Origin of the sequence: Arthrobacter sp. Leaf337 (assembly GCF_001423745.1) — a bacterium.
In the GTDB taxonomy this organism is placed as follows: Bacteria; Actinomycetota; Actinomycetes; order Actinomycetales; family Micrococcaceae; genus Arthrobacter.
In genome coordinates, this window is record NZ_LMPC01000001.1 from 81569 (window position 1) to 107630 (window position 26062).

Annotated in this window: 25 protein-coding genes and 2 tRNA genes; 7 read left to right on the forward strand and 20 right to left on the reverse strand. The window is 66.4% G+C overall.

The window, feature by feature from the left end; all coding sequences use genetic code 11:
- The 6 genes from ASF98_RS00350 to coaD all read right to left on the reverse strand — a co-directional run bounded on the left by ASF98_RS00350 (window position 1) and on the right by coaD (window position 3988).
- Window positions 1–357, reverse strand: a complete 357-nt coding sequence (locus ASF98_RS00350; RefSeq protein WP_156372233.1) for a hypothetical protein — start codon at window positions 355–357, stop codon at window positions 1–3.
- 484 nt (window positions 358–841) lie between these two features.
- On the reverse strand, window positions 842–1798 hold the full coding sequence (mutM, locus tag ASF98_RS00355; protein ID WP_055795968.1) for a bifunctional DNA-formamidopyrimidine glycosylase/DNA-(apurinic or apyrimidinic site) lyase: 957 nt from the start codon (window positions 1796–1798) through the stop codon (window positions 842–844).
- A gap of 7 nt (window positions 1799–1805) precedes the next feature.
- Complete coding sequence (gene rnc, locus ASF98_RS00360) at window positions 1806–2528, reverse strand: ribonuclease III (RefSeq protein ID WP_055795971.1); 723 nt, start codon at window positions 2526–2528, stop codon at window positions 1806–1808.
- Between the two features lie 18 nt (window positions 2529–2546).
- Window positions 2547–2750 (reverse strand): 50S ribosomal protein L32, encoded by a 204-nt coding sequence (gene rpmF, locus ASF98_RS00365; RefSeq protein ID WP_009356569.1) that lies wholly within the window; start codon window positions 2748–2750, stop codon window positions 2547–2549.
- 36 nt (window positions 2751–2786) lie between these two features.
- Complete coding sequence (locus ASF98_RS23530) at window positions 2787–3311, reverse strand: YceD family protein (protein WP_082506650.1); 525 nt, start codon at window positions 3309–3311, stop codon at window positions 2787–2789.
- Window positions 3312–3487: 176 nt separating this feature from the next.
- Window positions 3488–3988, reverse strand: a complete 501-nt coding sequence (coaD, locus tag ASF98_RS00380; RefSeq protein ID WP_055795976.1) for a pantetheine-phosphate adenylyltransferase — start codon at window positions 3986–3988, stop codon at window positions 3488–3490.
- A 43-nt stretch (window positions 3989–4031) separates the two neighbouring features.
- Here coaD and ASF98_RS00385 point away from each other — a divergent pair, with 43 nt between their 5' ends.
- From ASF98_RS00385 to ASF98_RS00395, 3 genes are read left to right on the forward strand one after another with little or no spacing between them, the layout of a single operon-like run.
- Window positions 4032–4907, forward strand: a complete 876-nt coding sequence (locus ASF98_RS00385; protein ID WP_055795979.1) for an SDR family NAD(P)-dependent oxidoreductase — start codon at window positions 4032–4034, stop codon at window positions 4905–4907.
- Window positions 4904–6112, forward strand: coding sequence for an aminotransferase class I/II-fold pyridoxal phosphate-dependent enzyme (locus ASF98_RS00390; RefSeq protein WP_082506651.1), 1209 nt, complete (start codon window positions 4904–4906; stop codon window positions 6110–6112). Before ASF98_RS00385 ends, ASF98_RS00390 begins: the two co-directional genes overlap by 4 nt.
- A gap of 2 nt (window positions 6113–6114) precedes the next feature.
- On the forward strand, window positions 6115–6900 hold the full coding sequence (locus ASF98_RS00395; RefSeq protein WP_055795985.1) for a spermidine synthase: 786 nt from the start codon (window positions 6115–6117) through the stop codon (window positions 6898–6900).
- On the opposite strand, the gene rsmD is transcribed toward ASF98_RS00395, so the two are convergent.
- Genes rsmD through thiL form a run of 4 tightly spaced genes read right to left on the reverse strand, consistent with a single transcriptional unit; the run spans window position 6901 to window position 11786 of the window.
- Window positions 6901–7479 (reverse strand): 16S rRNA (guanine(966)-N(2))-methyltransferase RsmD, encoded by a 579-nt coding sequence (gene rsmD / locus ASF98_RS00400; protein ID WP_055795988.1) that lies wholly within the window; start codon window positions 7477–7479, stop codon window positions 6901–6903.
- Window positions 7480–7518: 39 nt separating this feature from the next.
- Window positions 7519–9732 (reverse strand): ATP-dependent DNA helicase RecG, encoded by a 2214-nt coding sequence (locus ASF98_RS00405; RefSeq protein ID WP_055795991.1) that lies wholly within the window; start codon window positions 9730–9732, stop codon window positions 7519–7521.
- A gap of 1 nt (window position 9733) precedes the next feature.
- Window positions 9734–10723 carry a DAK2 domain-containing protein gene (locus ASF98_RS00410; RefSeq protein ID WP_055797197.1) on the reverse strand — a complete coding sequence of 330 codons (990 nt, stop codon included), beginning with the start codon at window positions 10721–10723 and terminating at the stop codon, window positions 9734–9736.
- A 22-nt stretch (window positions 10724–10745) separates the two neighbouring features.
- Window positions 10746–11786 carry a thiamine-phosphate kinase gene (thiL, locus tag ASF98_RS00415; protein ID WP_055795993.1) on the reverse strand — a complete coding sequence of 347 codons (1041 nt, stop codon included), beginning with the start codon at window positions 11784–11786 and terminating at the stop codon, window positions 10746–10748.
- A 101-nt stretch (window positions 11787–11887) separates the two neighbouring features.
- Here thiL and ASF98_RS00420 point away from each other — a divergent pair, with 101 nt between their 5' ends.
- Complete coding sequence (locus tag ASF98_RS00420) at window positions 11888–12391, forward strand: DUF3515 domain-containing protein (RefSeq protein ID WP_055795996.1); 504 nt, start codon at window positions 11888–11890, stop codon at window positions 12389–12391.
- A gap of 68 nt (window positions 12392–12459) precedes the next feature.
- On the opposite strand, the gene ASF98_RS00425 is transcribed toward ASF98_RS00420, so the two are convergent.
- The 6 genes from ASF98_RS00425 to leuC all read right to left on the reverse strand — a co-directional run bounded on the left by ASF98_RS00425 (window position 12460) and on the right by leuC (window position 19064).
- Entirely contained in the window at window positions 12460–13608 is a 1149-nt protein-coding gene (locus tag ASF98_RS00425) for a D-alanine--D-alanine ligase family protein (RefSeq protein ID WP_082506652.1), read from the reverse strand.
- A gap of 2 nt (window positions 13609–13610) precedes the next feature.
- On the reverse strand, window positions 13611–14663 hold the full coding sequence (locus tag ASF98_RS00430) for an NAD(P)H-dependent glycerol-3-phosphate dehydrogenase (RefSeq protein ID WP_055796000.1): 1053 nt from the start codon (window positions 14661–14663) through the stop codon (window positions 13611–13613).
- Entirely contained in the window at window positions 14660–15406 is a 747-nt protein-coding gene (locus ASF98_RS00435; RefSeq protein ID WP_055796003.1) for a lysophospholipid acyltransferase family protein, read from the reverse strand. The genes ASF98_RS00430 and ASF98_RS00435 overlap by 4 nt, the downstream gene beginning before the upstream one ends.
- A gap of 10 nt (window positions 15407–15416) precedes the next feature.
- Window positions 15417–16742 carry a UDP-N-acetylglucosamine 1-carboxyvinyltransferase gene (gene murA / locus ASF98_RS00440; RefSeq protein WP_028271630.1) on the reverse strand — a complete coding sequence of 442 codons (1326 nt, stop codon included), beginning with the start codon at window positions 16740–16742 and terminating at the stop codon, window positions 15417–15419.
- Window positions 16743–16941: 199 nt separating this feature from the next.
- Window positions 16942–17544, reverse strand: coding sequence for a 3-isopropylmalate dehydratase small subunit (gene leuD / locus ASF98_RS00445; RefSeq protein WP_055796007.1), 603 nt, complete (start codon window positions 17542–17544; stop codon window positions 16942–16944).
- A 65-nt stretch (window positions 17545–17609) separates the two neighbouring features.
- Complete coding sequence (gene leuC / locus ASF98_RS00450; RefSeq protein ID WP_055797202.1) at window positions 17610–19064, reverse strand: 3-isopropylmalate dehydratase large subunit; 1455 nt, start codon at window positions 19062–19064, stop codon at window positions 17610–17612.
- Between the two features lie 112 nt (window positions 19065–19176).
- Here leuC and ASF98_RS00455 point away from each other — a divergent pair, with 112 nt between their 5' ends.
- Window positions 19177–19896, forward strand: a complete 720-nt coding sequence (locus tag ASF98_RS00455; RefSeq protein ID WP_011692361.1) for an IclR family transcriptional regulator — start codon at window positions 19177–19179, stop codon at window positions 19894–19896.
- 13 nt (window positions 19897–19909) lie between these two features.
- Window positions 19910–20455 (forward strand): DUF1697 domain-containing protein, encoded by a 546-nt coding sequence (locus ASF98_RS00460; RefSeq protein ID WP_055796010.1) that lies wholly within the window; start codon window positions 19910–19912, stop codon window positions 20453–20455.
- On the opposite strand, the gene ASF98_RS00465 is transcribed toward ASF98_RS00460, so the two are convergent.
- From ASF98_RS00465 to ASF98_RS00480, 4 genes are all read right to left on the reverse strand, one after another.
- Window positions 20452–22071 (reverse strand): GTPase, encoded by a 1620-nt coding sequence (locus ASF98_RS00465; RefSeq protein WP_055796013.1) that lies wholly within the window; start codon window positions 22069–22071, stop codon window positions 20452–20454. The two genes, ASF98_RS00460 and ASF98_RS00465, sit on opposite strands and share 4 nt — an antisense overlap.
- Window positions 22068–23849, reverse strand: a complete 1782-nt coding sequence (locus ASF98_RS00470) for a dynamin family protein (RefSeq protein WP_055796016.1) — start codon at window positions 23847–23849, stop codon at window positions 22068–22070. The genes ASF98_RS00465 and ASF98_RS00470 overlap by 4 nt, the downstream gene beginning before the upstream one ends.
- Before the next feature lie 176 nt (window positions 23850–24025).
- Window positions 24026–24101: transfer RNA gene (locus tag ASF98_RS00475), tRNA-Glu, on the reverse strand.
- Between the two features lie 128 nt (window positions 24102–24229).
- Window positions 24230–24301 (reverse strand) — tRNA-Gln (locus tag ASF98_RS00480).
- Window positions 24302–24650: 349 nt separating this feature from the next.
- Here ASF98_RS00480 and ASF98_RS00485 point away from each other — a divergent pair.
- Window positions 24651–26045 carry a hypothetical protein gene (locus tag ASF98_RS00485; protein WP_055796019.1) on the forward strand — a complete coding sequence of 465 codons (1395 nt, stop codon included), beginning with the start codon at window positions 24651–24653 and terminating at the stop codon, window positions 26043–26045.
- Window positions 26046–26062: the final 17 nt, after the last annotated feature.

The window sequence follows — 26062 nt, forward strand, 5'->3', positions numbered from 1 at the left end:
CTACCCCGCCGTCGTGTGAAGGTTGCCGAACAACATGAAACGGGTACTGCCCGTGCCCGTCGCTGACGTCGTCAGGGTCACCGAATCGGCGCCCCTGACAAAACGGACCGCCCGTTGTCCCTCCGCTGCAGGCGCAGGCTCGGACCAGAAGTTGAGTTTTCCGAGCTGCTGCTGAAAATGGCCCACCACCGAGTCCTGGCCGACCGTCGATATGGCATCCGCCGTCACCTGCAGCACCGTGTCAGCCGCGGACACACCCGTGGATACGACAACCGTTCCGTCAGGGAAGCGGAGGGAATCCGCGGGGAAGCCGGCCACGATCTTCCCTTGGGCCGAGGCTGTTGGCGGTAGCGGCATGCTGACCAGTGCCGCCGGCGGGGACGGCACCGGAAGGCCAGTGGGTGCCGCTGCAATAGGGGGAAGAACTTCCTGCAACCCGGAGGCCGGTGCGGGGCTTCCCGTTGAATCACCTGTTCCGGGAGACTGACCGTTCCCGCTGTCTGTCGCCGCTCCTGGCGCGGCGGTTGCCCCTGCGTGCGGGCCTCCTGGCACCGGCAAGGCTTCCGTGCCGGCCGGGGCCGGAGTGACGGTGCTTGACTGAGCCGACGAACTTGCGTCCGGGGGTCCCGCCAGCTGATCGAAGGCAACAGCGGCACCACCAAGCGCTGCTGCGACACTCACCCCCACGATGACAAGCCTCTTCGCTAACATTGGGCCCCCGCCTCCCGTTCAGGCGTTGAAGACCAACGCGCCTGCGATTCCGGCAGCCTCGGCCGCCTTGGGCACAGTCTGACACCGGGACAGACAGCTTCGATAGAGTGGCGCTACCTGCTTTTCCGGCCTACCACCGGCCGTTGCGGGGCCGCGGCTGGCAGACGGGGCAGGTGTAGGAGGACCGGTTCATGAATTGTTCGCGCTTCATGAGGCTCACTATTCCTGCAGCTGCGCAGCGCTTGCACTCCTGATTTTCCCTACCGTAGGCGTTAAGGGACCGGTCAAAGTATCCCGAGGCGCCGTTGACGTTGACGTAGAGGGAGTCGAAGCTGGTCCCGCCCGCCGCCAGCGCATCCAGCATGACCTCGCGCGCGGCGTCAAGAACCCTTAGGGCATCGCCGCGGCGGAGCGTATCGGTGGGTCGGGCGTAGTGGAGGCGGGCGCGCCACAGCGCCTCATCTGCGTAGATGTTGCCGATGCCGGAAACCAGCCCTTGGTCCAGGAGCGCCCGCTTCAACCCCGTCTTCCGGTTCCGCAAGCGCCGGTAAAAGGAATCGAAGGAAAAGTGCGGGTCCAGGGGATCCCGGGCAATGTGAGCGGCTTCCTCGGCAATGTACGGCGCGGGCACCTCACCCAGGCCGCCGGGTCCGCCGTCGGCCGTGGGAACCAGCGACGTCACGAACAGGCCCCCAAAAATGCGTTGATCCACGAACCTGAGCTGTTCCGGCATGCCGTCAACAGGGCTCAGCCGCAGACGGATCTTCAGGTGCTTTTCGTCCGGCACGCCGGAATCCTGCATCAGCAGCTGGCCGCTCATTCCCAGGTGCGCCATCAGGGCGACGGCAGGCCGGTCGGTGCCCGACGGCGCTGTTACCGACTCCTCCAGGGGGAGCCAGAGGAACTTTCCGCGGCGCACCACATCCAGGACCCGGGCGCCCTCAAGATTGCCCGCGAAGTCCTCGGCGCCGAGTGCATGCCGGCGGATGGAACGCGGATCCAGGATGTCAACGGAGGTGATGGTCCTGCCGCGGACCCAGCTCACCAGGCCGCGGCGGACAACTTCGACTTCCGGCAGTTCGGGCACGAAGAACCTAGAGGCCGGCTTCGGATTCCGCCGGAACGTTTGCCGGGCCCGCAGTCGACAGCTTCCGCCAGGCATCGGCTGCGGCTTCCTGCTCGGCTTCCTTCTTGGAGCGTCCGGCACCCTGCCCGTAATCGGTCCCGCCGATCCGGAGCACCGCTACGAACGTCCGCGCGTGGTCCGGGCCTGAACCCTCCACCGCGTAGTAGATGCTGCCCAGCTGGCGGCTGGCTGCGAGCTCCTGGATGCTGGTCTTCCAGTCGGTGCCTGCGCCGAGCGCCGCGGCATCCTGAAGCAGCGGACCGATCAGCCGCATGACCAGTTGACGGGCCGTCTCGATGTCGTTGGACACGTAGGTGGCGCCAATGAGCGCTTCCATGGTGTCGGCGAGGATGGACGCCTTGTTCTTGCCGTCGGTGAGCTTTTCGCCCTGTCCGAGGTAGATGTAGTCGCCGATGCCCAGGCTGCGGCCGATTCCTGCAAGCGCCCTGGTGCTCACCACGGCAGAACGCCGCTTGGCAAGGTCACCCTCAGGCAGTGCAGGGTTGTCCCGATACAGGGCATCGGTCACGGAAAAGCCCAGAATGGAGTCGCCCAGGAACTCGAGGCGCTCATTGGTGGGTATGCCGCCGTTTTCGTAGGCATAGGAGCGATGTGTCAGAGCAAGACGAAGCGTCCCGGCGTCAATAGAGACACCGAGACGCTTCAAAAGCTCTTCAGTTGAAGACGTCATGTTCAGCCAGTGGGCCGATTAGACGTCCGCGACCTTGCGGCCCTTGTACTCAAGGAACAGCGCAGTGCCAGCCGAGTCGGTAACGACCTTTGCCTGGTGCGGCAGGCTGTAGGTAACCTGGCCGTTCTCAACGGTCTTCACCAGGTGGGGGGCGGTTGCCTTCCACTGGGAGCGGCGGGCGCGGGTATTCGAGCGAGACATTTTCCGCTTCGGGACAGCCACGGCTAACTCATTTCTCTCTAGAAAAACACTTACAAATCAATTTTGCCGGTCAGGCTTAGCCAGATCAGCTAGGGCAGCCCAGCGAGGATCTACGACCTCGTGGTGATGCCCCGGCTCGTCTTCCAGGCGTACTCCGCATTCGGAGCAAAGGCCCTGGCAGTCTTCCCGGCACACCGGCTGGAACGGCAGCATGGTTACAACTGCGTCCCGCAACACCGGCTCAAGATCGATTAAATCGTGCTCGATTCGATATTGCTCTTCTTCGTCTTCTTCAGCGGAGAACTGGGCGTCCTCGTAGAAGAAAAGTTCTTGCACATTGACCTCGAGGTCATACGCAAGGGGATCCAGGCATCGGCCGCACTCGCCGGTTACTTCGACGTGAACGGTTCCTGATACCAGGATTCCTTCGTGTACGGCCTCCAGTCGCAGATCCAACTCGACATCCGAGCCTTCCTGCACGCCAATGAGGGCCACACCAAGGTCACTTGGTGCGGGTACATGTTCCGTCAGCGTCCGCATGCTCCCCGGACTGCGTCCGAGGTCCTTGACGTCGAACGCCAAGGGCGAACTAGCATCTCGTTTAATGAGAACTCCTGTTGAACATATGACCGACGTACTATTTTAGCCTGATCTTCCGGATGGACTCAAACCGGGCGAAAGCCACACAGTTCAGCACCGCGGGACAAACAAAGGAATGGGTCGCGAATCCGGCCGGGGCCGTTGCGTACCGATCAAGCCTACCCTCTGCGGGGCTGGTCCGGCGACGACTCGCCCGCAAGCAGCCGCTTCAGCACCGACCTCGGCACGTAGTCGGACACACTTCCGCCCAGCGTAAAGACTTCCTTGATTAGCGTGGATGACAAGTGGAGGTAGTGGCCCTCGGTGGGAAGGAAGACTGTTTCCACGCCGCTGAGTTGACGGTTCATGGTGGCCATCGGGAGCTCATAGTCAAAGTCTGAGGAAGAACGCAGGCCCTTCACAATGGCGGACACTCCCCGCTGCCTGCAATATTCCGCGAGCAGGCCCTCCCCCACAGGCTCCACCACGATGCCGCGGAGCGACGCAAGGGTCTCGCGCGCCATGTCGATCCGCTCCTCCAGGGTGAAACGGTACTTCTTGGCATAGTTGGTGGACACCGCCACAATCACTTCGTCAAAGAGGCCGGCGGCCCTGGCGATGACTTCCAAGTGGCCATTGTGGATCGGGTCGAAGGAGCCTGGGCAAACGGCGCGTCTCATGTTCCGAACCTACCTCATGGACGGAGCGGGATAACATGACTGGATGCCCGAGTCGAACATTCCCTTCACCGTTGCAGGGGGCGTAGTTCTTGTCACCGGAGCCGCCATGGGCATGGGCCGGCTGCACGCCCTCCGTGCCGCCCGGGAAGGCGCCGCAGTGGTGATCCTGTGGGATGTGGACGGCGTCGGACTGGAACGCGTTGCCGGCGAAGTCACGGCCCTCGGCTCTCGTGCCGTGGCCCGGCAAGTGGATCTTGCGGACCGTGACGCCATTGCCGCGGCCGCAAGCGAATGCACGGCGGACGGCCCACTGACGCTGCTGGTGAATAACGCCGGAATCGTGCGCGGTGCCCTGTTCTGGGAGCACCGGCCCGCCCCGGACATCGCGTTGACCATGGAGGTCAACGCTCTGGCGCCGATGTACGTCACCTTGGCGTTCCTGCCGGGCATGATGGCCGACGGCGCGCGCCCCCGCCGGATTTTGAACGTCGCCTCTGCCGCCGGAACAGTGTCAAACCCGCGGATGAGCGTGTATGCAGCTTCCAAGTGGGCCATGGTGGGCTGGAGCGACTCACTGCGGATCGAACTGGAGCAGGAGGGCTATCGGCATCTCCGGGTCACAACGTTCTGTCCGAGCTACATTTCCACCGGAATGTTCGCCGGCGCCCGGGGTCCGTTGCTCACGCCGCTCATGACTCCCGATGACGCGGTCCGGCGGTCGTGGCGGGCGATGGCCGCGGGACGCCCGCTCCTGATCGCTCCGGCGACGGCCAATCTTGGCAAGGTCCTTCGGGGGATTCTCCCGGTCCGCGCATGGGACTTCATCGGCGGACGAATCTTCCGGATCTACGCGGGCATGGAAAAATTCACCGGACGGGCAGAGAACTCCGTCACCAACCGACAGGCAGGCAAACAGTGAGCACAACAGTTCCGGCACCGTGGCAGCGGGCAGCGTCGGGAGCCAACCTGCTGGCAGCCGACGGCACCCTTGGTGTCACGATCTTCGAGGAGATGACCACCCTCGCGGTCCGGACCGGCGCCATCAACCTTGGCCAGGGCTTCCCCGATGAGGACGGCCCGGCGGAAATCAAGGCGGCCGCCCAGGCGGCGATCAGCTCGGGCGCCAACCAGTACGCGCCGGGCAAGGGAATCCTTTCCCTCCGGGAGGCCATTTCGGCACACCAGCAGCGGTTCTATGGACTGGCCCCGGACCCGGAAACTGAAGTCATTGTTACCACCGGCGCCACCGAAGCCATCGCGGCCTCGCTGCTGGCCCTGGTGGAGCACGGTGACGAAGTGCTCACGTTCGAACCCTTCTATGACTCCTACGGCGCGATGATCGGGCTGGCAGGAGCCACGCACGTGACGGCTCCACTGCTGGCTCCCGATTTCATGCCGGACATGGCTGCCCTGGAAGCGGCCTTCAGCAGCCGCACCAAGGTTGTGCTCATCAACAATCCGCACAACCCCACCGGCGCCGTTTTTCCGCGCAAGGTGCTGCAGCGCGTCGTCGAACTTGCTGCCAGGCACAATGCCGTGATCATCACCGATGAGGTGTACGAGCACCTGACGTTCGGTGTACAGCACATCCCTGTGGCTACGCTGCCAGGCGCTGCCGGCCGGACCATCACCATTTCCTCGGCAGGCAAGACGTTCTCCTTTACCGGCTGGAAGATCGGCTGGCTGAGCGGACCCGAACACCTCGTGTCGGCCATCAGGACCGTGAAGCAGTTCCTGAGCTACAGCTCCGGCACGCCGTTCCAGAACGCCATCGCCGTGGGGCTGGCCCTTCCGGACGATTTCTACACCGGAATCTCCGAGACCCTCAGGCGGAAGCGGGACATCCTCAGCGACGGGCTCAGGGCTGCCGGCCTGGACGTGTTCACCCCGCAGGGAACGTATTTCGTGAATGTGGACACAGCCCCGCTGGGGATCTCCGATTCCGTCGACCTGGCCCGGAGGCTTCCGGACCTGGTGGGCGTCGCTGCAATCCCGGTGCCCGTCTTCTGCCACGCCGCGGGTGCCGAACGGACCCGCAGCCTGCTCCGTTTTGCCTTCTGTAAAAAGACCGAGGTCCTTGAAGAGGCCGCATCGAGGCTCGCTACGCTCCGCGACAGGCTCTGACCATGCCTCCGCGGCCCGCAGCAGGGTCACGCTTCCTCCGGACCACCGGCCAGCACGCGACCATCGAACCGGACACCTTTACGGAGGGATCCTTTGTGCTGAGTATCGGCGGCGCGGAGCAGTCCCACGTGAATCTCGCCGAACCGGGCGAAATATTCTACGAATACCTCCGCCGGATCGGACACGTCGTGGACCTGGCTGCACCTGCGGGCGAGCCCGTGAGCGCCCTGCACCTTGGCGCCGGGGCGCTGACGCTGGCCCGCTACATCCAGGCGACCCGACCGGGGTCCCTGCAGTACGCCGTGGAGCTCGAGCGGGAGCTGCTGGACTTCGTCCTGCAGCAGTTGCCGATGCCGGACGGAACGGTGCTGCACACGCTGATCGGCGACGCCCGGGACGCACTGGCGGAGCTCCCGGCTGAGCTGCGTTTCGACGTCGTGATCCTGGATATCTTCTCCGGCCCGGAGGCGCCGGCGCACATTGCCTGCGCCGGGTTCTACGCGGAAGCGGCGGCCCGGCTGACGCCACGGGGCGTGCTGATCGTCAACGTGGGTGATGAGCCCGGGCTGACGCTGGTCCGGAGCCAGGTGGCAGCGTTGCGGCAGGTCATGGGCGGGGTGGCTGCGTTCGCCGAGTCCGGGATGTTCGCCGGGCGGCATCCCGGCAACATCATCCTCACAGGCACGCAGGGTCCGTGGCCGGCGGGATGGACCGGGGAGCTGACGGCGCGCGGCCCGCACCCAGGGACGGTGCTGGCCGGCGTGGACCTCGATACGATCTCAGACTAGTCAGCTGCCGCCGCCCACGGGTTCGGCAAACCACAGCTTGGTCTCGCCGTACTTCTTCTCGGCAAACCGTTCCAAAGACGCCGGCCACCCCGGTTCCGGGCTGCGGGACGAGCGCTCCACAACTACGACGGCGGCCTCCGCCAGGTAAGGTGACAGCTCCGCCAGCACAGCGGCCATGGCGGGCTCGTCCAACGGATACGGCGGGTCAAGGAACACAAGGTCCCACAGGGTTCCCGGCACGGTCCGTTCCAGGAAGGATTCCACCCGGGACCGGTGGACCGACACCGCCTTGCGGCCCACGGACCCGTTAATAAGGTCTGCGTTGCGCTGGCAGACCTCGCTGGCCTTGCCGTCGAACTCCACGAGGTCAACAGTCTCCGCCCCGCGGCTGGCGCTTTCCACGCCCAGCGCGCCGGATCCCGCATAGAGGTCGAGCACGCGGGCGCCCGCCACCACGTTGAAGGCCTCAAGCCGTGAGAAGAGTGCTTCCTTGACTCGGTCGGTGGTGGGACGGGTCATGGACCCGGGCACGCTGACCAGCGGCATTCCCCCGCCGGTGCCCGCGATGATACGGCTCATGCGCGTGCCCCCATGTCGCCTGCAGCTGTGCGTCCTCTCCTAGCCACGCTCAAGGAACGCCTCCTTTTCAGGGTTCAAGTACTCTTCGATTGCCTCCGCAAGTGCGGAATGGTCCGCCAGCGCCGGATCCGAGGCCACGATCTGCTGCGCGTCCTGGCGCGCCTTCGCAATGATGTCCTCATGTTCCAGTACGCGCAGCAGTTTCAGCGCAGAGCGTCCGCCGGACTGCGAGGCCCCGAGGATGTCCCCTTCACGGCGCAGCTTCAAGTCCTCCTGCGACAGCTCGAAGCCATCGGTGGTGGCTGCCACGGCGTCCAGCCGGCGGCGGCTGGGGTGGCCGGGTTCCAGGGTGGTCACCAGGAGGCAGGTGCCGGGCAAACCGCCGCGGCCCACCCGTCCGCGAAGCTGGTGCAGCTGCGATATGCCGAACCTGTCCGCGTCCAGGATCACCATCAGCGTGGCGTTGTGGACGTCAACGCCCACCTCGATCACGGTGGTGGACACCAGCAGTTTGGTTTCATTCGCCGTGAAGGACGCCATGGTTGCGGACTTCAGGACCGGATCCTGCCTGCCGTGCAGCGGTGCCAGCGAAACGCCGGCCAGCGCAGGTTCGTCCTGGAGGTGTTCGACGACGGCCGTGACGGACGCGAGCTCGCGGGCAGGTCCGTCCCCTTCCAGGTCGGCGGCCGTCGGTTCCGCTTCCCCGGGGCTGAAGTCGCCGTCGTCGTCTTCTCCGATCTTGGGACACACCACGTAGACCTGGTGGCCGGCGTCGATCTCTTCCCGGGACCGGGACCAGATACGGCCGGCCCAGCCGGGATTTTCGGCGAGTCCAACCACGTGCGTTGAAATGGGGGCGCGGCCCGCCGGCAGTTCGTCCAGCACCGATGTTTCGAGGTCGCCGAACACGGTCATGGCCACGGTCCTCGGAATAGGCGTGGCAGTCATCACCAGCAGGTGGGGCGGTTTGCTGGCCTTCGCACGGAGGGCGTCGCGCTGCTCCACACCGAAACGGTGCTGCTCATCAACGACAATCAGCCCGAGGTCGTAGAACGAGACATTGTCACTCAGCAGCGCATGCGTTCCGATCACGATCCCGGCCGTGCCCGAGGCCGCGTCCAGCATGGCCTGCTTGCGGGCAGCGGTGGGCATGGATCCGGTGAGCAGCGTCACCTGCACGGCGTCGGGCCCGGACCCGCCCAGGAGTCCGTCCCTGGACAGCGGACCGAGCGTCCGGCGGATGGATTCGAAGTGCTGCGCGGCCAGGACTTCGGTAGGCGCCAGTAGCGCGGCCTGCCCGCCGGCGTCAACCACCTGGAGCATGGCGCGCAGGGCAACGATGGTCTTGCCTGAGCCCACCTCGCCCTGGAGGAGCCGGTTCATGGGGCTGTCCTGCGAGAGCTCCTCCGCGAGGGTCTTGCCGACGGCGGACTGGCCTGCGGTGAGGGTGAACGGCAACTGGCGGTCGAACGCCGTCAGAATTGCGCCTGCAACCGGCCGCCGGGCCGTGGCCTCTTCGGCCGCCAGCTGGGCGCGGCGCCGGGCAAGGGCGGACTGCAGTACGAGGGCTTCCTGGTACCGGAACCGGTCCCGGGCGCGTTGCCAGTCCCCCGGCACTTCCGGCGTGTGGATGAGCCGGTAGGCTTCGGCAGCCGGCAGGAACTTTTCCCGTGACGAGACTTCCGCCGGCAGGGGGTCGTCCAGGAGTTCCAGGTCGACCGTGTCCAGAAGCGTTGAGATCACTTTCTGGATGGACCAGCTGGTGAGTTTGGCTGTTGCCGGATAGATCGGGATGGGCATGGCGGCGAGCTTCTCCGGATCCATGCCCGGAGTGTCAGGATCCTCATCGAGCAGCTGGAAGTCAGGGTTCGTGAGGCTCAGGCTGCCGGCGTACCGGGTGACTTTGCCCGAGAACAGGGCCCGCCGGCCCGGGAGCAGCTCCGCTTTGGCGCGGTAACCGTTGAAGAAGCTCACCTTCAGGGTGCCGGCGTCATCCGTGATCACGACGTCCGTCAGGGTGCCGCGGCGCGCCCGCATGGCGCGCGTGCTGCTGGACACAACGCGCGCGATCAGGGTGACCTCTTCATCCAGCGGGACCTCGCTGATGGGCGTCAGCTCACCCCGGCTGAGGTAACGGCGCGGAAAGTAGTTGAGCAGGCCGCCGACCGTGGTGATTCCGAGGTGTTTCTCAATGACGGCTGCGGAACGTTTGCCGATCCGGCGTTCCAGGCCCAGTTCCAGCTCAGCGTTCATGTCAGTCGGGGTCCCGGGGCAGTGCGAGCTGGCTGACAGAGATGTCCGTGGGTTCCCCGAGGGAGCCGATCAGTGCCACGGCCGGTTCCGGGGCCGGGACGTGGACGTGCACCCGCCAGCGGTATTTTCCGTCGGCGTCCATGGCACCGCCCACCTGGCTCATGATCACCGAATCACCCATTTCATCCAGCCGCTGGCGCAGTGTTGCGGCGTCCAGCGGCGAAAGGCTGATGGTGCACATGACTTCCACGCCGTCGTCGTCGGGCATGTCCGCATGGATGTGCGGATCCTGGACGTCGTAACCGTGGAGGCCGTCCAGCATTTCACTTTGAAGTTCCTCGCCGAGCACCGCCGAGCGCAGGCAGTCGAGGATGAGGAGCATTCCGACCCCTCCGGCGTCCACGACATGGGCCTCGTGCAGGGCAGCCAACTGGTCTTCGGTCCGGACGACCGCTTCGAGGGCTGCCTCAACCGCTGCATCGAGGGCAAGGCCCAGGGCGTGGTTGCTGTCGTCGCCGTTCTGGTCGGCATCCACCCCGGCGGCAGCGCGCGCAGCCGCCTCCATGACCGAGAGCATGGTTCCCGGAACGGGATCGCTCAAGGCGGACCAGGCCCGGATCTGGGCGCGGTTGAGTGCGGCTGCCAGCAGTGGCGAACTCAGCCGGGTATGGCCGGCCAACGGCTCCGCGGCGGCGCACAGGAACACCGAGAACAGGGTTCCCGAATTGCCGCGGGCCTGTTCCATGGCGGCCTGGCCTGCCCGTGCAAGCACGGCCCCGACGTCCTGCTGGCCCGGTGTCCTCCCGGGCTGCTGCGCAAGTTCGGTGTCAGGTGATGTTGCGGGGCTGTTCAGGGCCTGCGCGGCGGCACGGACGGTCAGGTACAGGTTGGTGCCGGTGTCGCCGTCGGCCACGGGAAAAATGTTGATGGCGTTGAGGCGGTCGCTGTGGTTTCCGAGCGCTGTTTCGGCCTTGCCCAACCACCGCTTCATCGCTTGCGCGTTGGCGGCAATCTTAGTCTGCAAAGTGATCCCATCCCACAGTGTCCGCGGGCCGGCCCGCTATCTTCACGCCAGTGCTTTCCGTTGGTGCAAGGGCTTCTACTGAGCCTATCGCAGCGAAACCCGGAGGCAGCTGTACGTCCGCGGGGAATGTGGCAAGGAGCCCATGATCTTCTCCGCCGCCCAGCACCCAGGCCATGGGGTCCCCGTCCACCGCGTCCGCGGCGCCGGCCAGAGGCTCCGTGAGCAGCTTCAGTGCGGCCGGATCGAGGTTCAGGACGACGCCGCTGGCGGCGGCCAGGCGGCTGCCGTCGCGTACCAGTCCGTCGGAAATGTCCATCATGGCCGAGGCGCCCGAAGCCAGTGCAGCCGGCCCGGCCGCCAGCGGCGGTAGCGGCCGGCACTGCCTGTCCATAACGGTTCGCAGCGCCGGACTAAGCAGGTCAACGGCCGGCCCGGATTCAAGCAGGGCAAGCCCGGCTGCCGCGTGCCCCACCGTTCCGGCCAGGGCGACGGTATGGCCCGGGCGGGCGCCCGAGCGCAGAACAGGCTGCTGCCCGGCCAGGGTGCCCAGGATGGCCACCGTGACCGCGAGTTCGCGGCCACGCCCGAGGTCACCGCCGGCCACCGAACATCCGTCGGCGCCGAGGTCACGGATGGCATGGGAAAGCCCGTCGGCAAAATCCTCGACCCAGGAAACGGGCGTCTCCGGCGGCAGGGTCAGGCTCACCACCATGGCCGTGGACTGCGCGCCCATGGCATTGATGTCGCTGAGGTTTTGCGCCGCAGCCTTCCAGCCGACGTCGAAGCCAGTGGTCCGGTATCCGTTGCGCCAGACCAGCCGGAAGTCCTGGTCCTGGACCTGGGTGTCGATGCTGACCACGGTCCGGCCATCCGGGGCTGCCACGATGGCGGCGTCATCACCAGGTCCCAGTAGAAGCGCCGAGCCCTCAGCGGCTCCGCCGTTCGGGTGCAGATTGTTCAGGCGCGGGAAGATCCTGGCAAGGAGTTCGGATTCGGAAAGTCCGGCGACGGTGAGGTGAGATTCAGGCACACCACTACGCTACAGTCCGGGACCGACATCCGGTTCCTGAGCCGGGTGCCGCCCTCCCCGGCCCGTCCGGCCGGCCGCCCGGACCGGGATAGGCTTAAACAATGCACCAGCCCCGCACCCCGGTTTCCCTCCGTTCGCTCCGCCTGCCCGCAACGGCGGCGGCAGTGGTGTTGGCCCTCAGCGGATGCGCACCCGTGGTGGATGTGGCGCCGGCCAAGGATGCGGCCAACCCGGCCTGCGCTCCCATGATGGTGGCCCTTCCGGACACCATGGGAGATGCGGGTCTGCGGAAGACCAACAGCCAGGCAACCGCCGCGTGGGGCGATCCGTCCAGGGTCATCCTCCGCTGCGGGGTCAATGTTCCCGGCCCCACCACCGACCGCTGCGTCAGTGTGAACGGCATCGACTGGGTCATCAAGGAAGGCGACCCCGTGTGGACGCTGACCACCTTCGGCCGCGAACCGGCCACGGAGATCCTCATGGACCCCGACCAGATCAGTTCCGCGACCGTGCTGGCGGAGCTCTCGGCCGCTGCCGGGAAGATCAAGGCCACCCGGAACTGCGTGGGCCAGGAAGAGCTGCAGGACCTGCCCACCGGGCAGTAGCGTCTCGACAGGATCGACCACCGGGCCCCCGCGTCCCCGGCCGGACCCGCCCGCCGCGACGGCGGCGGCTAGCGCAGGCCGGTCTTCCGGTTCAGCGCCAGGTAGATCAGTTCGTCGATGAGTTCCGCGTAGCCCAGCCCGGAGGCGGCCCACATCTGCGGGTACATGCTTTTCGGCGTGAAGCCAGGCATGGTGTTGATCTCATTGATGATCAGCTCACCGTCGGGAGTGTAGAAGAAGTCCACCCGGCTCAGCCCTTCGGCCCCGACAGCGTCGAACGCAGCGGCGGCAAGCTCGCGGACCCGGGCGATCGCCTCGTCGGGGAGGTCTGCCGGGCAGCTGAGCGACGCGGCGTCGTCCTCCACGTATTTTGCGTTGAAGTCATAGAACTCGTGCTCCCCCGGTGCCACGGCGATCTCTCCGGGCATGGACGTGCGCGGGGCATCGGTGCCGCGCCCTTCGAGGACAGCGCATTCGATTTCGCGGCCCACGATTCCGGCCTCGATCACGAGTTTGAGGTCATGCTCACGGGCCGCCTCGATGGCCGCATCCAGGCCCTCCAGTGAATCAACCTTGGAGATGCCCATGGAAGACCCTGCCCGTGCCGGCTTGACGAATACGGGGTACCCCAGCAGGTCAACGCGTTTGCGGACGGATTCGGGGTCCGTGATCCACTGGCGGTCGGTCACGGCAATGTAGGGCCCCACCTGCAGGCCGGCGGCTTCGAATACCACCTTCATGTAGTGCTTGTCCATGCCGACGGCGGAGGCCAGCACGCCGGCGCCCACGTAGCGGGTATCCGACAGTTCCAGCAGGCCCTGGATGGTGCCGTCCTCGCCGAACGGTCCGTGGAGCAGCGGGAAGACAACGTCCACGGTGCCGAGTTCCTGCGGCACTTCGTTCGGGGAAGCCACGATGAGCTGGTGTTCTCCGCCGATCTCAGCAAGCGTTACTGTCCGGGCCGACGGCGCCACCTCGGGAAGTGAGGAGGCCGAAAGGGACCACTGCCGGGTGTCCCCCGGGGCGAGGACCCACTGGCCGGTCTTGGCGATGCCGATGGGGATGACATCGTACTTGTCGTAATCGATGGCCCCGAGAACGCCGGCGGCCGTGACGCAGCTGACGGCGTGCTCGCTGGAGCGGCCGCCAAACAAAACGGCGACGCGGGGTTTGGTGTGGCCGGGGCCGGTGTTCTTGTTCACTTGTTCTTCCGACACAGTCAGTAGTCGCCTTCAGATTTCAGGTCCCGGGCCAGCAGCAGCGGTCCCAGTTCGTCAACGGACAATTTTCCGGCCAGCACGGCAACCACTGCCGCGGTGATGGGCATCTCGACGCCCAGCTTTCCGGCAAGTTCATGCACGGCCTGCCCGGACTTGATCCCTTCGGCTGTCTGGGTCATTTCGGCGGTGACCTGTTCCAGCGTCAGGCCCTTGCCCAGCAGGCGTCCGGCCGTGTGGTTCCGGGACAGCGGTGAGGAGCAGGTGGCGACGAGGTCGCCGAGGCCGGCCAGGCCGGCCATGGTTTGCGCTTCTCCCCCCAGCGCCAGGGCAAGCCTGGAGGTCTCTGCAAGCCCGCGGGTAATGACCGAGGCTTTGGTGTTGTCCCCCATCCTTTTGCCTTCGCAGATACCGACCGCCAGGGCGATCACGTTCTTCACGATGCCGCCGATTTCAACGCCGACGACGTCGGTGGTGGTGTACGGCCGGAAATACGGTGCGGTGCAGCTGCGGGCGATCCAGGAGGCCACCTCTGCGTCGGAACAGGCCACCACCGAGGCGGTGGGTTCCTCGCGGGCGATTTCCATGGCCAGGTTCGGTCCGGACACCACGGCGATCCTGTCGGCTTTGATACCCAGTTCCTCGCAGATGACCTCGCTCATGCGGGCATCCGAACTGAGTTCGAGGCCTTTCATCAGGGAAACCACGTAGGCATCCGGGGATATCAGGCGCCGCCACTCACGGAGCTGCAGCCGCAGCGACTGGGCTGGAACCGCCAGCACCACCAGGTCGGCGCCGGAGAGCACCTCCGCAACGTCGGTGGAAGCCGTGATGCTGTGCGGGAGGTCAATGTCCTTAAGGTACTGCGGGTTCCGGTGCAGGGTGTTGATCTGCTCAACAACCTCGGCGCGGCGCCCCCAGAGCCGTATGCTCCGCCGGACGCCGGATGCCGTTGCTGCATCGGCAAGGATCTTGGCAAAGGTGGTGCCCCAGGACCCTGCTCCGAGGACAGCGACCGACATGGCTGAGCCCGCTGCGGCCTGTTCAGGGGTCATTTGCCGCCCCGATCGATGTTGCGCCCATGTTTGCTCTGGTTGTGGGCGGCGGGATCCCACCGCTCAGCGGGAGGCTGTTCCGATCGCAAGGTTGCCAGGAGCCCGGTGATGGCTTCCATGATGACGCCGGTGGCGGCCGTCAGCGTGGCTTTGTCCAGCGGCCGGCCCTCAAAGGCGCTGAGGTCCACGGGGTCGCCCACGATGACGCGTGAGGTCCGTCGGGGAAACAGATGGAACCGCTTCGCATAGCGCGGGAACACCTGATGGGCTCCCCAGTGCGCCATGGGAACCACGGGAATTCCGCTTTCGAGCGCCATCCTGGCGGCACCGGTGTGCCCCTTCATCGGCCACAGCTCCGGATCCCGGGTCAGTGTTCCTTCGGGGTAGATGATGATGGCCCCGCCTTCGTCCACCACTTCCCTGGCGACGTTCAGCGAACGGTTGGCGCCCGCCGTCGAGCGTTCCACCGGGATCTGTTTGGTGGCCCGCAGCACCGCTCCGAGGACCGGCACCTTAAACAGGCCGCCCTTGGCAAGGAAGTGCGGCATCCGCTTCTGGTTGTACAGCATGTGGCCGATGACCAGCGGGTCGATCTCAGTGCAGTGGTTGGGGGCGGCGATGAAGCCGCCCGCCGGGAGTTTTTCCAGCCCTTCCCACTTCTTGTTCATCAGCAGGTTCATCACGGGCCTGACGATCCCGGCGACGATGACAAAGGTGATGCGGCTCTTGGCCGTTTCCTTCACTGGGTCCCCGTTACTTGGCTGAAGTGATGTCGAAATCGGCGCCCAGCCCGGCGAGCTTCTCCGTGAAGCGCTCGTAACCGCGGTTGATGATGTCTATTCCGGTCACCCGGGACGTACCCGTGGCGGCCAGTGCGGCGATGAGGTGGCTGAAGCCGCCCCGGAGGTCCGGGACATCGATGTCGGTGCCTTTGAGCTGCGTGGGTCCCGAGATGACGGCGGAGTGCAGGAAGTTGCGCTGGCCGAAACGGCACGGCACGCTGCCGAGGCATTCCCGGTGCACCTGGATGTTGGCCCCCATCCGGATGAGAGCGTCGGTGAATCCGAAACGGTTCTCGTAGACGGTTTCGTGGACGATGGACACGCCCTCGGCCTGGGTCAGGGCAACCACGAGGGGCTGCTGCCAGTCCGTCATGAAGCCAGGATGGACGTCCGTTTCCAGGACGAGCGGGTTCAGCTTGCCGCCCCGGTGGTAGAAACGGATGCCGTCCTCACCGATGTCCATGCCGCCGCCCACCTTGCGGTAGGTGTTCAGGAACGTCATCATGTCGCGCTGGGAGGCCCCCTCCACGAAGATATCTCCGCGCGTCACGAGTGCCGCCGATGCCCAGGACGCGGATTCGTTCCGGTCCGAGAGGGCGCGGTGGTTGTAGCCACCGAGATCCTTCACGCCTTCGATCCGGATGGTGCGGTCTGTCTGGACGCTGATGATGGCGCCCATCTTCTGCAGCACGGCAATGAGATCGATGATTTCCGGTTCCGTGGCGGCGCCGGAAAGCTCCGTGATGCCCTCGGCGCGAGTGGCGCTGAGCAGAACCTGCTCGGTGGCCCCCACCGACGGGTACGGCAGCGAGATCTTGGCGCCCTGGAGTCCCTTGGGCGCGGAAATGTGGATGCCGCCCGGACGCTTTTCCACGACGGCCCCGAACTGGCGCAGCACGTTCAGGTGGTAATCGATGGGGCGGTCGCCGATTTTGCAGCCGCCAAGGTCGGGAATGAACGCTTCCCCGATGGCGTGGATCAGCGGGCCGCACAACAGGATGGGAATCCTGGAGTCGCCGGCGTGGGCATCGATGGCGGTGCTCGATGCGGTCTTGGCACCCTTCGGATCCAGGGTCAGATCACCGGTAACCGGGTCCTTTTCGACCGTGACGCCATGGAGCTGGAGCAGGCTGGTGACAACCTCGACGTCCTTGATTTCAGGGACGTTGCGCAGCACGGACGGCTCGTTGCCCAGCAGGGCGGCCACCATGGCCTTGGGGACAAGATTCTTGGCCCCGCGAACGGTGACGCGTCCAGTTAGCGGGACGCCTCCGCGGATTGTCAAAACACTACTCATATACCGGTTTCCTCACGACTACTCGCCCCCAAATCCTTACAAAGGCTCCAGCTAAGCATAGGAGCTAGCGTTACCGATCTGAAATACGGCGCGATTTTCCCGACAGTTCAGAGGGGGCCTGAATCGGGGGCAACGCGGACCGGGTAAGGGTGCAGGGTGTACCAGGCGGGGGTGCGGCGGGGATCCCGGAGACCGCCCCCTAGGACAGCCGTGCGGGCAGCGTCTTCGGCTTGAACGCGGGCCTTGTGGCCTCGTAGGCCGTGATGTCTTCCTCGTGCTGGAGGGTCAGCCCGATGTCGTCCAGGCCCTCCAGGAGGCGCCAGCGCGTGTAGTCGTCAATCTCGAACGGTGCCACCACATTGCCGCACATCACGGTCTTGGAGACGAGGTCCACGGTCACTTCGGTGCCCGGGGCGTTCTCCAGCACCTTCCAGATGAGCTCAATGTCATCCTGGGCGAGTTCAGCGGCCAGGAGGCCCTGCTTGCCGGAGTTGCCGCGGAAGATATCGGCGAACCGGGAGGATAGGACCGTCTTGAAGCCGTAGTCCTTCAGGGCCCACACAGCGTGCTCACGGGAGGATCCGGTGCCGAAGTCGGGCCCGGCTACGAGCACGGAGCCGGCGTTGAACGGTGCCTGGTTGAGGATGAAGGCCGGGTCCTTGCGCCAGGCGGCGAAGAGTGCGTCTTCGAAGCCGGTGCGGGTAATGCGCTTGAGGTATACGGCGGGGATGATCTGGTCGGTGTCCACGTTGCTCTGGCGCAGCGGTACGCCGATCCCGGTGTGGGTGCTGAACTTTTCCATGGCGGATCCTTCGGTGCTGGGTGGGTCTGGGCGTCGTCTAAACGGCGTGAACTGGTCGGCGTTATCTAGGCGGCGCTGCTGCGGACGGCGGCGGACTCCGGAGCGGGGTCCAGGTCCGACGGCGAGCTGAGCGTGCCGCGTACTGCCGTGGCCGCGGCGACCACCGGTGAGACGAGGTGCGTTCGGCCGCCCTTGCCCTGGCGTCCTTCGAAGTTGCGGTTGGATGTGGAGGCGCAGCGTTCGCCCGGCTCCAGCTGGTCCGGGTTCATGCCCAGGCACATGGAGCAGCCGGCGAAGCGCCATTCGGCACCGAAATCCTTGAAGACCTTATCCAGGCCCTCCGCTTCTGCCTCGAGCCGCACCCGCGCCGAGCCGGGAACAACGAGCATCCGGATGTTCGGATCCTTGGTGCGGCCCCGGACGATGTCCGCCGCCGCCCGCAGGTCCTCCATCCGGGAGTTGGTGCAGGAACCCAGGAAGACCGTGTCCACCCGGATCTCCTTCATCGGGGTGCCGGCTTCCAGCCCCATGTACTGCAATGCGCGTTCGGCCGCGGCCTTGGCGTTTTCATCGCCGAAGTCCTCCGGCGACGGCACCTTGGAGGACAGCGAAACGCCCTGGCCGGGGTTCGTCCCCCAGGTCACGAACGGCTCAAGGGTGTCGGCGTCAAGGTCCACCTCGACGTCGAACGTTGCGTCATCCTCGGAGCGGAGCGTGTTCCAGTATTCGACGGCGGCGTCCCAGTCCGCGCCCTGCGGCGCGTGCGGGCGTCCATACATGTAGTCGTACGTGGTCTGATCCGGAGCAACCAGGCCTGCGCGGGCGCCGGCTTCGATGGACATGTTGCAGATGGTCATCCGGGCTTCCATGGACAGCGCACGGATCGCCGAGCCGCGGTACTCAAGCACATAGCCCTGCCCGCCGCCGGTGCCGATCTTCGCGATGACGGCAAGGATGATGTCCTTCGCCGAAACGCCGGGGCGCAGGGTGCCCTCCACATTGATGGCCATGGTCTTGAACGGCTTCAGGGACAGCGTCTGGGTGGCCATGACGTGCTCCACCTCGGAGGTGCCGATGCCCATGGCCAACGCGCCGAAGGCACCGTGCGTGGACGTGTGCGAGTCGCCGCAGACCACGGTCATGCCGGGCTGGGTGAGGCCAAGCTGGGGACCGACCACGTGAACGATGCCCTGCTCGGCATCGCCGAGCGAGTGCAGGCGGACGCCGAACTCCTGGCAGTTGTTGCGGAGGGTCTGGATCTGCGTCCGGCTGGTGAGATCGGCGATAGGCTTGTCGATGTCCAGCGTGGGGGTGTTGTGGTCCTCGGTGGCGATGGTGAGGTCCGGGCGGCGCAACGGGCGGCCCGCCAGGCGGAGTCCTTCGAAGGCCTGCGGCGACGTCACTTCGTGCACCAGGTGGAGGTCGATGTAGAGAAGGTCCGGCTGGGCGTTGGCACCTTCGCCGTCGCCTTTGCGCACCACGTGCGCGTCCCAGACTTTCTCGGCCAATGTCTTTGCCATGGCCATCTCCCTTCACTGCTGTTGGCTGTTTACATCCACTGAACCAGCACGCCCGCGTAATACGCCAGCCAAATGATTTGCATCTCAGATATTGAGACGGCAATATCATTACATGGACAATTCTAGTGGAGTCGGTGTCATCGATAAAGCGGCCCATGTGCTTGACGCACTTGAGGCCGGTCCCACCACTCTGGCGCAGCTGGTAGCCGCCACCGGGCTGGCCCGGCCGACCGTACACAGGCTTGCCCTGGCGCTGGTCCACCACCGGCTTGTCAGCCGTGACATCCAGGGCCGCTTCGTCCTGGGAAGCCGCCTCGTGGAGCTCGCCTCCGCCGCCGGCGAGGACCGGCTGATCGCCTCCGCGGGACCGGTCCTGATGCAGCTGCGCGACGCCACCGGCGAAAGCGCCCAGATCTTCCGCCGGCAGGGCGACTGGCGCGTGTGTGTCGCGTCGGCCGAACGCCCCATCGGGCTCCGCGACACCATCCCGGTGGGTACACAGCTCTCCATGAAGGCCGGCTCCGCCGCCCAGGTGCTGCTGGCCTGGGAAGACCACGACCGGCTGCTCGAAGGACTGCAGGCAGCGCGTTTCACGCCCACCGTCCTGGCAGGCGTACGACGTCGGGGCTGGGGCCAGAGCCTCGGCGAACGCGAGCCGGGGGTCGCCTCGGTCTCGGCGCCGGTCAGGGGACCGTCCGGACGCGTGATTGCCGCCGTCTCCATTTCCGGCCCGATCGAGCGCCTGACCCGCCAGCCCGGCCGGCTGCACGCAGAAGTCGTCTGCAACGCCGCACGGGTGCTGACCGAGGCGCTCCGCAAGAACAACGACTAAGTAGGCTGTGCCCATGAACAGCTATGCGGTTTTCCTCCGCGGCATCAACGTGGGCGGCATCAACATCAAAATGGCGGACCTCCGCAGTGCGCTGGAGGACCAGGGCTTTGCGGGCGTGAAAACACTGCTGGCCAGCGGCAACGTGGTGCTGGCCAGCGATCTCGGCGCTGCGGCGGTCAAGAAAGACGTCGAAGCCTGCCTCCGTGAGGCCTTTGGCTACGACGCCTGGGTGGTGGTGCTGACCGCGGACCGGGTTGCCGCGCTCGTCGAGGCGTGCCCGTACCCGGCCGAGGACAAGACGACGCACACCTACGTCACGCTGAGTTCGGACACGGCCGTTCTGGACGAGCTGTTCGAGTCCGGTTCCCGGCTGGACGGTACGCAGCAGCACCGCCTGGGGCCGGAGGCGATGGCTTGGCTGGCTCCCGCGGGCGGCACCCTGGACAGCCCCTTCAGCAAGCTGTCATCCAAGGCCCGCTACAAATCCACAACCACCACACGCAACCTTCGCACCATGATCAAGGTGCGCGACGCCACGCAGGCATTGGAAGCCCGCTAGTCGCGGCGGGCGGATTTCAGCGCGGCGTTGAAGGACTTCAGCCTGCTGACCTCCACCTCAACCGGCTCAACCACCAGCCTGTCCGCGACGGCAGCCACGGCCGCCCTGAGCTTCTTCCCGGCCGCGGCGGCCCGCAGCCCGGCAGCGGCGGCCGCCGCAAACTTCCCGGCGAGGGCCAGCACAATGCCAAGCACCACTCCCCCGGCGATCATCAGTGTGGGAACAGGCCACCCTTCCACCCGGGGAACCTCAGGAACCGGGAGCTGGAGATACGCCAGGCCGGCCAGGATGCCAAGCCAGCCCAGGCCGCCCAGGGCCGTGACGAGGGCCAGCCACTGGATGACGTTGAACAGTCCCCACCACCACGATTTCCGTCCGGCCATCAGCTCGGTGCCGGCAATGGCCTGGTCCAGCGCGTCAGGCAACCGGTCACGGCCTTCACGCGCCGCACTGCGGATGGCAGCCCGCCAGGGCCCCGGGGCCCCGGCACTGGCTGCATCCGCGAATTCCCGTACGGCCGCGTCCGTCCTGGCACGTTCCGGAGCCCCCGCCGGCGGCAGCGACGTCCTGTTGACTTCGGAATCGGCTCCCTCCCGGCGCAGGTTCAGCCGCCGCAGCGGATCGGGCCGGAACCGGACCAGCCAACGGGTCAGCGGCCAGCCGGTGCGTCGGGTGGCTTCCTGCCGGTAGGACCGCGACACAGCGTCCACCACCAGCTGGACGTTGGCGGCAGCCGCGAGCTCATCCGCCAGTTGCGACCGGGTGCCGGCTGTGACACCGGCGGCCTCTCCCGCCCCGGATGCCTCAGCAAGCTGCGCCGAGGCCTTGGAAACATCCGCGGCCAGCCGCTGCGACAACGCCTGCCGTTGCACCACGACGTGGCGGATAGCTGCCCGCACCTTGTCCACTCCCGCGCCCGTCAGCGCTGAGACGCCGAGGATCCGGACCTTGCCCAGTCCGTCCCGGGCAAGGATGGCTTTGAGGGACTCCAGGACCGGCTCGACATCCGCGGGCGGAAGCCGGTCGATCTGGTTGAGTACCACCAGCGTGACCGCTCCGTGCGAAGCCAGCGGCGTCAGGAAGTCGTTGTGCACAGCGGCGTCCGCATATTTCTGGGGGTCCAGCACCCACACCAGGACGTCGACCAATCCCACCATCCGCTGGACGATTTCCCGGTTGGCGGCCTTGGTTGAGTCGAAATCGGGCAGGTCCAGCAGGACCAGGCCGGTGGATTCGTCGGCGAACCCCGGCACCGCTGCGGAGTGGTGCCGGCTGCTGACGCCAAGCCAGTCCAGCAGCGGCTCACTGCCTTCCGCTCCCCAGACACCCGCCAGCGGTTCCGACGTCGTGGGGCGGCGGGCCGCCGCCGTCGCGATTTCCGCGCCGCTGACCGCGTTGAAGAGCGACGATTTACCGCTGCCCGTCGCGCCGAAGAAGCCCACCACCGTGTGGTCCGAGGACAGCGAACGGCGGGAACTGGCTCGCTCGAGCACCTGGAGCACTTCGTCCAGGGCCTCGTCCGGCACTACGCCGCCGGCGAGCTCCCGTGCGTCGTTGAGGGCTTCCAGGCGGGAGCCCAGCCGGGAGGCCTCCCTGGTCCCGCTGTGCCGGCTCATGCTGACTCGGCCAGCCGCTGAAGGGCGCGGGCGTGGCCCGAGAGGACTTCCGGCGAAACGCCCGTGGTGAAGTCCAGGCGGTCGAGGAAACGCCGCTGTTCGGCCTGCAGCAGCTTGTGGCACCTCGCGTTCAGGTCCTCCCGCGCAGTCTTCGCGAGCCGCCTCACGGCATCCTCGCCAAAGACTGCCTCCAGGAGCCGTTGACCGACGACGGCGGTACCGCCCGCCACACCGATCTCCAGTCCGGTGAGGCCGGCCGTCATGGAGAAAACGACGACCATCAGGGCGGCCCCGAGTCCGTTGACCCCGAAGGAGAGCCACCGGGCCTGGGTCCGCTTGCCCTGGCCTTCCGTGCGGATGAGCTCCATGAGGGCTCCCTGCCAGGCGCGGATCTCCGCGGCAACCTTCTCCGGGAAACCGGCGCCGGTGCCGGAAAGGTCGTCGGTGCCCAGCAGTTGGCGTCCCGCGGGGTCCGAGCGCCAGCGTTGGTCAGCGTCCTCAGCCGCAGTGGCGGCTTCGTCAATGATGACCGCCTGCAGTCCGGTCTCAATGGCAGTTTCGACCTTGACCGCCGGGGTCGGCTCACCGCGGAAGAACGCACCCAAGCGGTCGCGCATGCGCCCGATGTTCTGCTCCAGGACGCGGAAGAACTCCCCGGTGCCCACAAAGTCCTGCCACCGGGCAAGGACTTCGCCCCGCAGGAGGGCGCCGTCCCGTGTGGCGTCCAGAATCCGGGCCACAGCATCCTGGTAAGCCGTGCCGGCATCCTTGGCCAGGACATCCCGCGATTGCTGCTGTTCCAGCGAAGCCTGCGCCAGCGCGGCAACGCGGCCGCTGAGCGCACGAACCGTGCCGTTCAGTGTCCGGCGGGCGATGTCCGCCCTCCCGGCGGAGTCCGCTGCCAGTTCGCGCACCCAGCGTGCCAGGGGCTCCACGGCCCCGTCGGGCAGCATTCCGAGGCCGTCAAGGGTGACCTCCGGAATAATGAACAGGCGAGCCGCGCCCAGGCCCTCCCGCTGCAGCATCATCCTCAGGTCCGTGCTGACTTCCGCCTCGGCCGCCGGAGGCACGCGGTCCAGGACCACTGCCACCATGATGTCCCTGGAGGCAGCGTCCAGGAGCAGCTTCCAGGGCACGGCGTCGGCATAGCGGTTCGCGGTTGTGACGAATAACCAGAGATCGGCGGCGGCGAGCAGCTGGCCCGCCAGCTTCCGGTTGTCATCCGAGACGGAGTCGACGTCCGGAGCATCCAGGAGTGCGATTCCTTCCGGCACGGCGGGGTGCCCCACCAGCACCAGGGACGATATTGATGCGGCGTCCGGCGCGGCTCCGGCCCGGTTGGCGGGCAACAGCGTGTCCACTACCGTGCCCCTGATGCGGCTCAGGCTCGGCAGAACCCGCTGGTCCTCGAACCAGGCTGCGTCCGCCGGGTGGTGAAGCAGGATCGGCTGCCTGGTGGTCGGCCGGATGGCGCCCGCCCTCGTGACCGGGTGGCCCACGAGGGCATTGACCAGCGTGGATTTGCCGGCACCGGTGGATCCGCCAACCACCGCCAGCAGCGGGGCGTCCAGGCTGCGGAAGCGCGGGAGGATGTAGTCGTCCAGCTGTGCCAGCGCGTTCCTGATATCGAGGCGGGCAGCGTCCGCGCCGGGCAGTGCAAGCGGCAGCCGGGCCGCGCCAAGGTCCGTGCGCACAGCTTCGAGCAGTTCCACGGCCGCGGCCGCCCGCGTGTTTTGCGCGGCAGGTCCCGGGGGCGAACTCTCAGATGGTGACGTCACAGCTTCATCATGCCAGTTCAGCGCTGGTCCGGCTTGGGCATCGCCCCGGGAAGTCCCCTCCAGGCGGTCATATCCCCCTCGCGGTTCCAGGGGAAAGGACCATTCGGCGGGGAATAGCAGGGAAAGTATCCGGGCGCATAAAAACGGCCCCGGGCTGTTGCCCGGGACCGTTTCAGTGGTGACCCCAGCGGGATTCGAACCCGCGTTACCGCCGTGAGAGGGCAGCGTACTAGGCCGCTATACGATGGGGCCGCGTACTTTCCAGATGACATTTCTGCCATCAGGCTCAGTGATTATTTCACACACAAAGCCAGCGTTTCAAATCGGATAAACCGCTTGAAACCCCTGATCTGCCGCATCAAAATGCAACTTTCTCAGAGCTGGGATACCAGGACTCGAACCTAGAATGACGGTACCAGAAACCGTAGTGTTGCCAATTACACCATATCCCAATGGAACTTTCGGGCTGGACTTTCAGGCCTAAACCTTCGCTCTCAGCGCCTCAGCACGAGTAATTACTTTACCCGAGAGTTTTGGATGGCACAAATCGGGGTCCGACTCCCCTCCCGCCGCACACCCGGACCCCTGTGATGGCGCACCCTTCGGGTCGACCCGCGAGAAAATCCTTGCCATTCCGGGGCAAACAAGTTTACGCTCGGTAAGTTACCGCAGAGTAACCAACTCCCCGAAGCCAGCCTGACCGGCAGTTCTGCGGTCAATTCAGAATGTTAGCTGCATCACGGCTGGACACTTCCGGGGGGCCACACACGTTTCCGCCAGGACCGTCGAGAGGAACCAACCGTGCCACAGAGTCGTGCCATTGCTCCCCCGAACTCCCGCACGCGCGGCCAACAGATCGCCATAGCGCTCCTTGCCTTGCTCCTCATTGCCTTGCTGGGTTTCTACACCGTGGTCACCGGCCGCATCACCGAAGGATCATCGAGGCTCAAGGACGGAGCCGGCCAGGCCTCCGCAGGCGCCGATCAGCTCAAGGACGGCGCCGGGAAGCTCGCCGCCGGCGCCACGCTGGCAGACACCGGGGCCGGCAGGCTAGCCGCCGGGGCGCAGAAGGTCCGCGCCGGCATCACCGATCGGCTGGCCCCCGGTGCGGACCAACTCCAGGCCGGAGCCGAGAAACTTGCGGCCGGTGCGGTGAAGATCGAGACGGACGTCACGACGAAGCTCGCCCCGGGGGTGTACAAGGTCGATGACGGTGCCGGCAAACTGGCTGCCGGCGCGGTACAGCTCTCCGCAGCGCTGACGCCCACTGCATCCGGGACCGCGGAGAATAACCTCGCCGACGGCGCGACCCGGCTCAGCGCCGGTGCATCCAAGCTGGAAGCCGGCGCCGGCCAGCTTGCTGCCGGAACAGACCAGCTCAAGGGCTACCGCGGGGCCAACGGCAACCCGGAAACGGGCACGGGCACCGCTGCCCTTGCGCAGGCGCTGGAGCTGCTGCAGGCCGCCGCGAACGATCCCGTACAGGGACTCGTGCCGCTTTCGGTCGTCAGGGACAAGATCGCGAAGATCACCGCAGGTGCCCACAAGCTGGACGCCGGCGCCACCCAGCTGCAGTCCGGCGCCTCACGGCTCCACGAAGGCACCGCGGAACTGCAGGCCGGGGCCGGCAAGCTGACCGCCGGCTTTACCACCCTAAGCGGCAAACTCAACAGCCAGGATCCGGAAAACCCCGGTGTTGTCCTTGGCACCCGGCTCCTCGCGGACGGGACCGCCAAGATCAGGGTGGGCATGGACGGCGTACCCGGGAACCCGGATCGTCCGGGCCTGCTCAAGGCCGCCGCAAGCATGACCGAAGGTTCGGCCCGGCTGGCCGCTGGAACCGGGACCTTGAATGCCGGCATCAAGGGCGACCCGGCAGATCCCGCGAACCCCGGCCTGCTGGGTGGTTCGGAGGCCCTTGCCGTCGGAGCAGCGCAGCTCTCGGAAGGCAACACCAAGCTGGCCTCCGGTTCCACGCAGCTGGCCACCGGGTCGGGCAAGCTCGCGGAGGGGAACGCGAAGGTGGCGGCCGGGACGGAAACGCTCTACTCAAGTGCGGCCGCGGTCTCACCATCCGACATGGTGGGGCAGCCCGACGCGGTTACGGCCGTCGGCATGGTCGGCGTCCTGGGGCTTGGTTCAGTGGGCGCGTATGCCGCCTTGCGCAACCGGCGGAAAGCCGGCGAACCGGTGTGATCATGCCAGTGGCCCCG

Excerpts from the sequence above, each read along its gene's own strand:
- leuD (WP_055796007.1), bottom strand. The coding sequence starts at position 17,544 with ATGGAAAAGTTCAGCACCCACACCGGGATCGGCGTACCGCTGCGCCAG.
- rsmD (WP_055795988.1), bottom strand. The coding sequence starts at position 7,479 with ATGAGCCGTATCATCGCGGGCACCGGCGGGGGAATGCCGCTGGTCAGC.
- murA (WP_028271630.1), bottom strand. The coding sequence starts at position 16,742 with ATGAGTAGTGTTTTGACAATCCGCGGAGGCGTCCCGCTAACTGGACGC.
- ASF98_RS00455 (WP_011692361.1), top strand. The coding sequence starts at position 19,177 with ATGGACAATTCTAGTGGAGTCGGTGTCATCGATAAAGCGGCCCATGTG.
- ASF98_RS00405 (WP_055795991.1), bottom strand. The coding sequence starts at position 9,732 with ATGAACGCTGAGCTGGAACTGGGCCTGGAACGCCGGATCGGCAAACGT.
- ASF98_RS00385 (WP_055795979.1), top strand. The coding sequence starts at position 4,032 with ATGCCCGAGTCGAACATTCCCTTCACCGTTGCAGGGGGCGTAGTTCTT.
- coaD (WP_055795976.1), bottom strand. The coding sequence starts at position 3,988 with ATGAGACGCGCCGTTTGCCCAGGCTCCTTCGACCCGATCCACAATGGC.
- ASF98_RS00350 (WP_156372233.1), bottom strand. The coding sequence starts at position 357 with ATGCCGCTACCGCCAACAGCCTCGGCCCAAGGGAAGATCGTGGCCGGC.
- ASF98_RS00395 (WP_055795985.1), top strand. The coding sequence starts at position 6,115 with ATGCCTCCGCGGCCCGCAGCAGGGTCACGCTTCCTCCGGACCACCGGC.
- leuC (WP_055797202.1), bottom strand. The coding sequence starts at position 19,064 with ATGGCAAAGACATTGGCCGAGAAAGTCTGGGACGCGCACGTGGTGCGC.
- ASF98_RS00460 (WP_055796010.1), top strand. The coding sequence starts at position 19,910 with ATGAACAGCTATGCGGTTTTCCTCCGCGGCATCAACGTGGGCGGCATC.
- ASF98_RS00465 (WP_055796013.1), bottom strand. The coding sequence starts at position 22,071 with ATGAGCCGGCACAGCGGGACCAGGGAGGCCTCCCGGCTGGGCTCCCGC.
- ASF98_RS00410 (WP_055797197.1), bottom strand. The coding sequence starts at position 10,723 with ATGAAGCGGTGGTTGGGCAAGGCCGAAACAGCGCTCGGAAACCACAGC.
- ASF98_RS00430 (WP_055796000.1), bottom strand. The coding sequence starts at position 14,663 with ATGACCCCTGAACAGGCCGCAGCGGGCTCAGCCATGTCGGTCGCTGTC.
- rnc (WP_055795971.1), bottom strand. The coding sequence starts at position 2,528 with ATGACGTCTTCAACTGAAGAGCTTTTGAAGCGTCTCGGTGTCTCTATT.
- ASF98_RS00420 (WP_055795996.1), top strand. The coding sequence starts at position 11,888 with ATGCACCAGCCCCGCACCCCGGTTTCCCTCCGTTCGCTCCGCCTGCCC.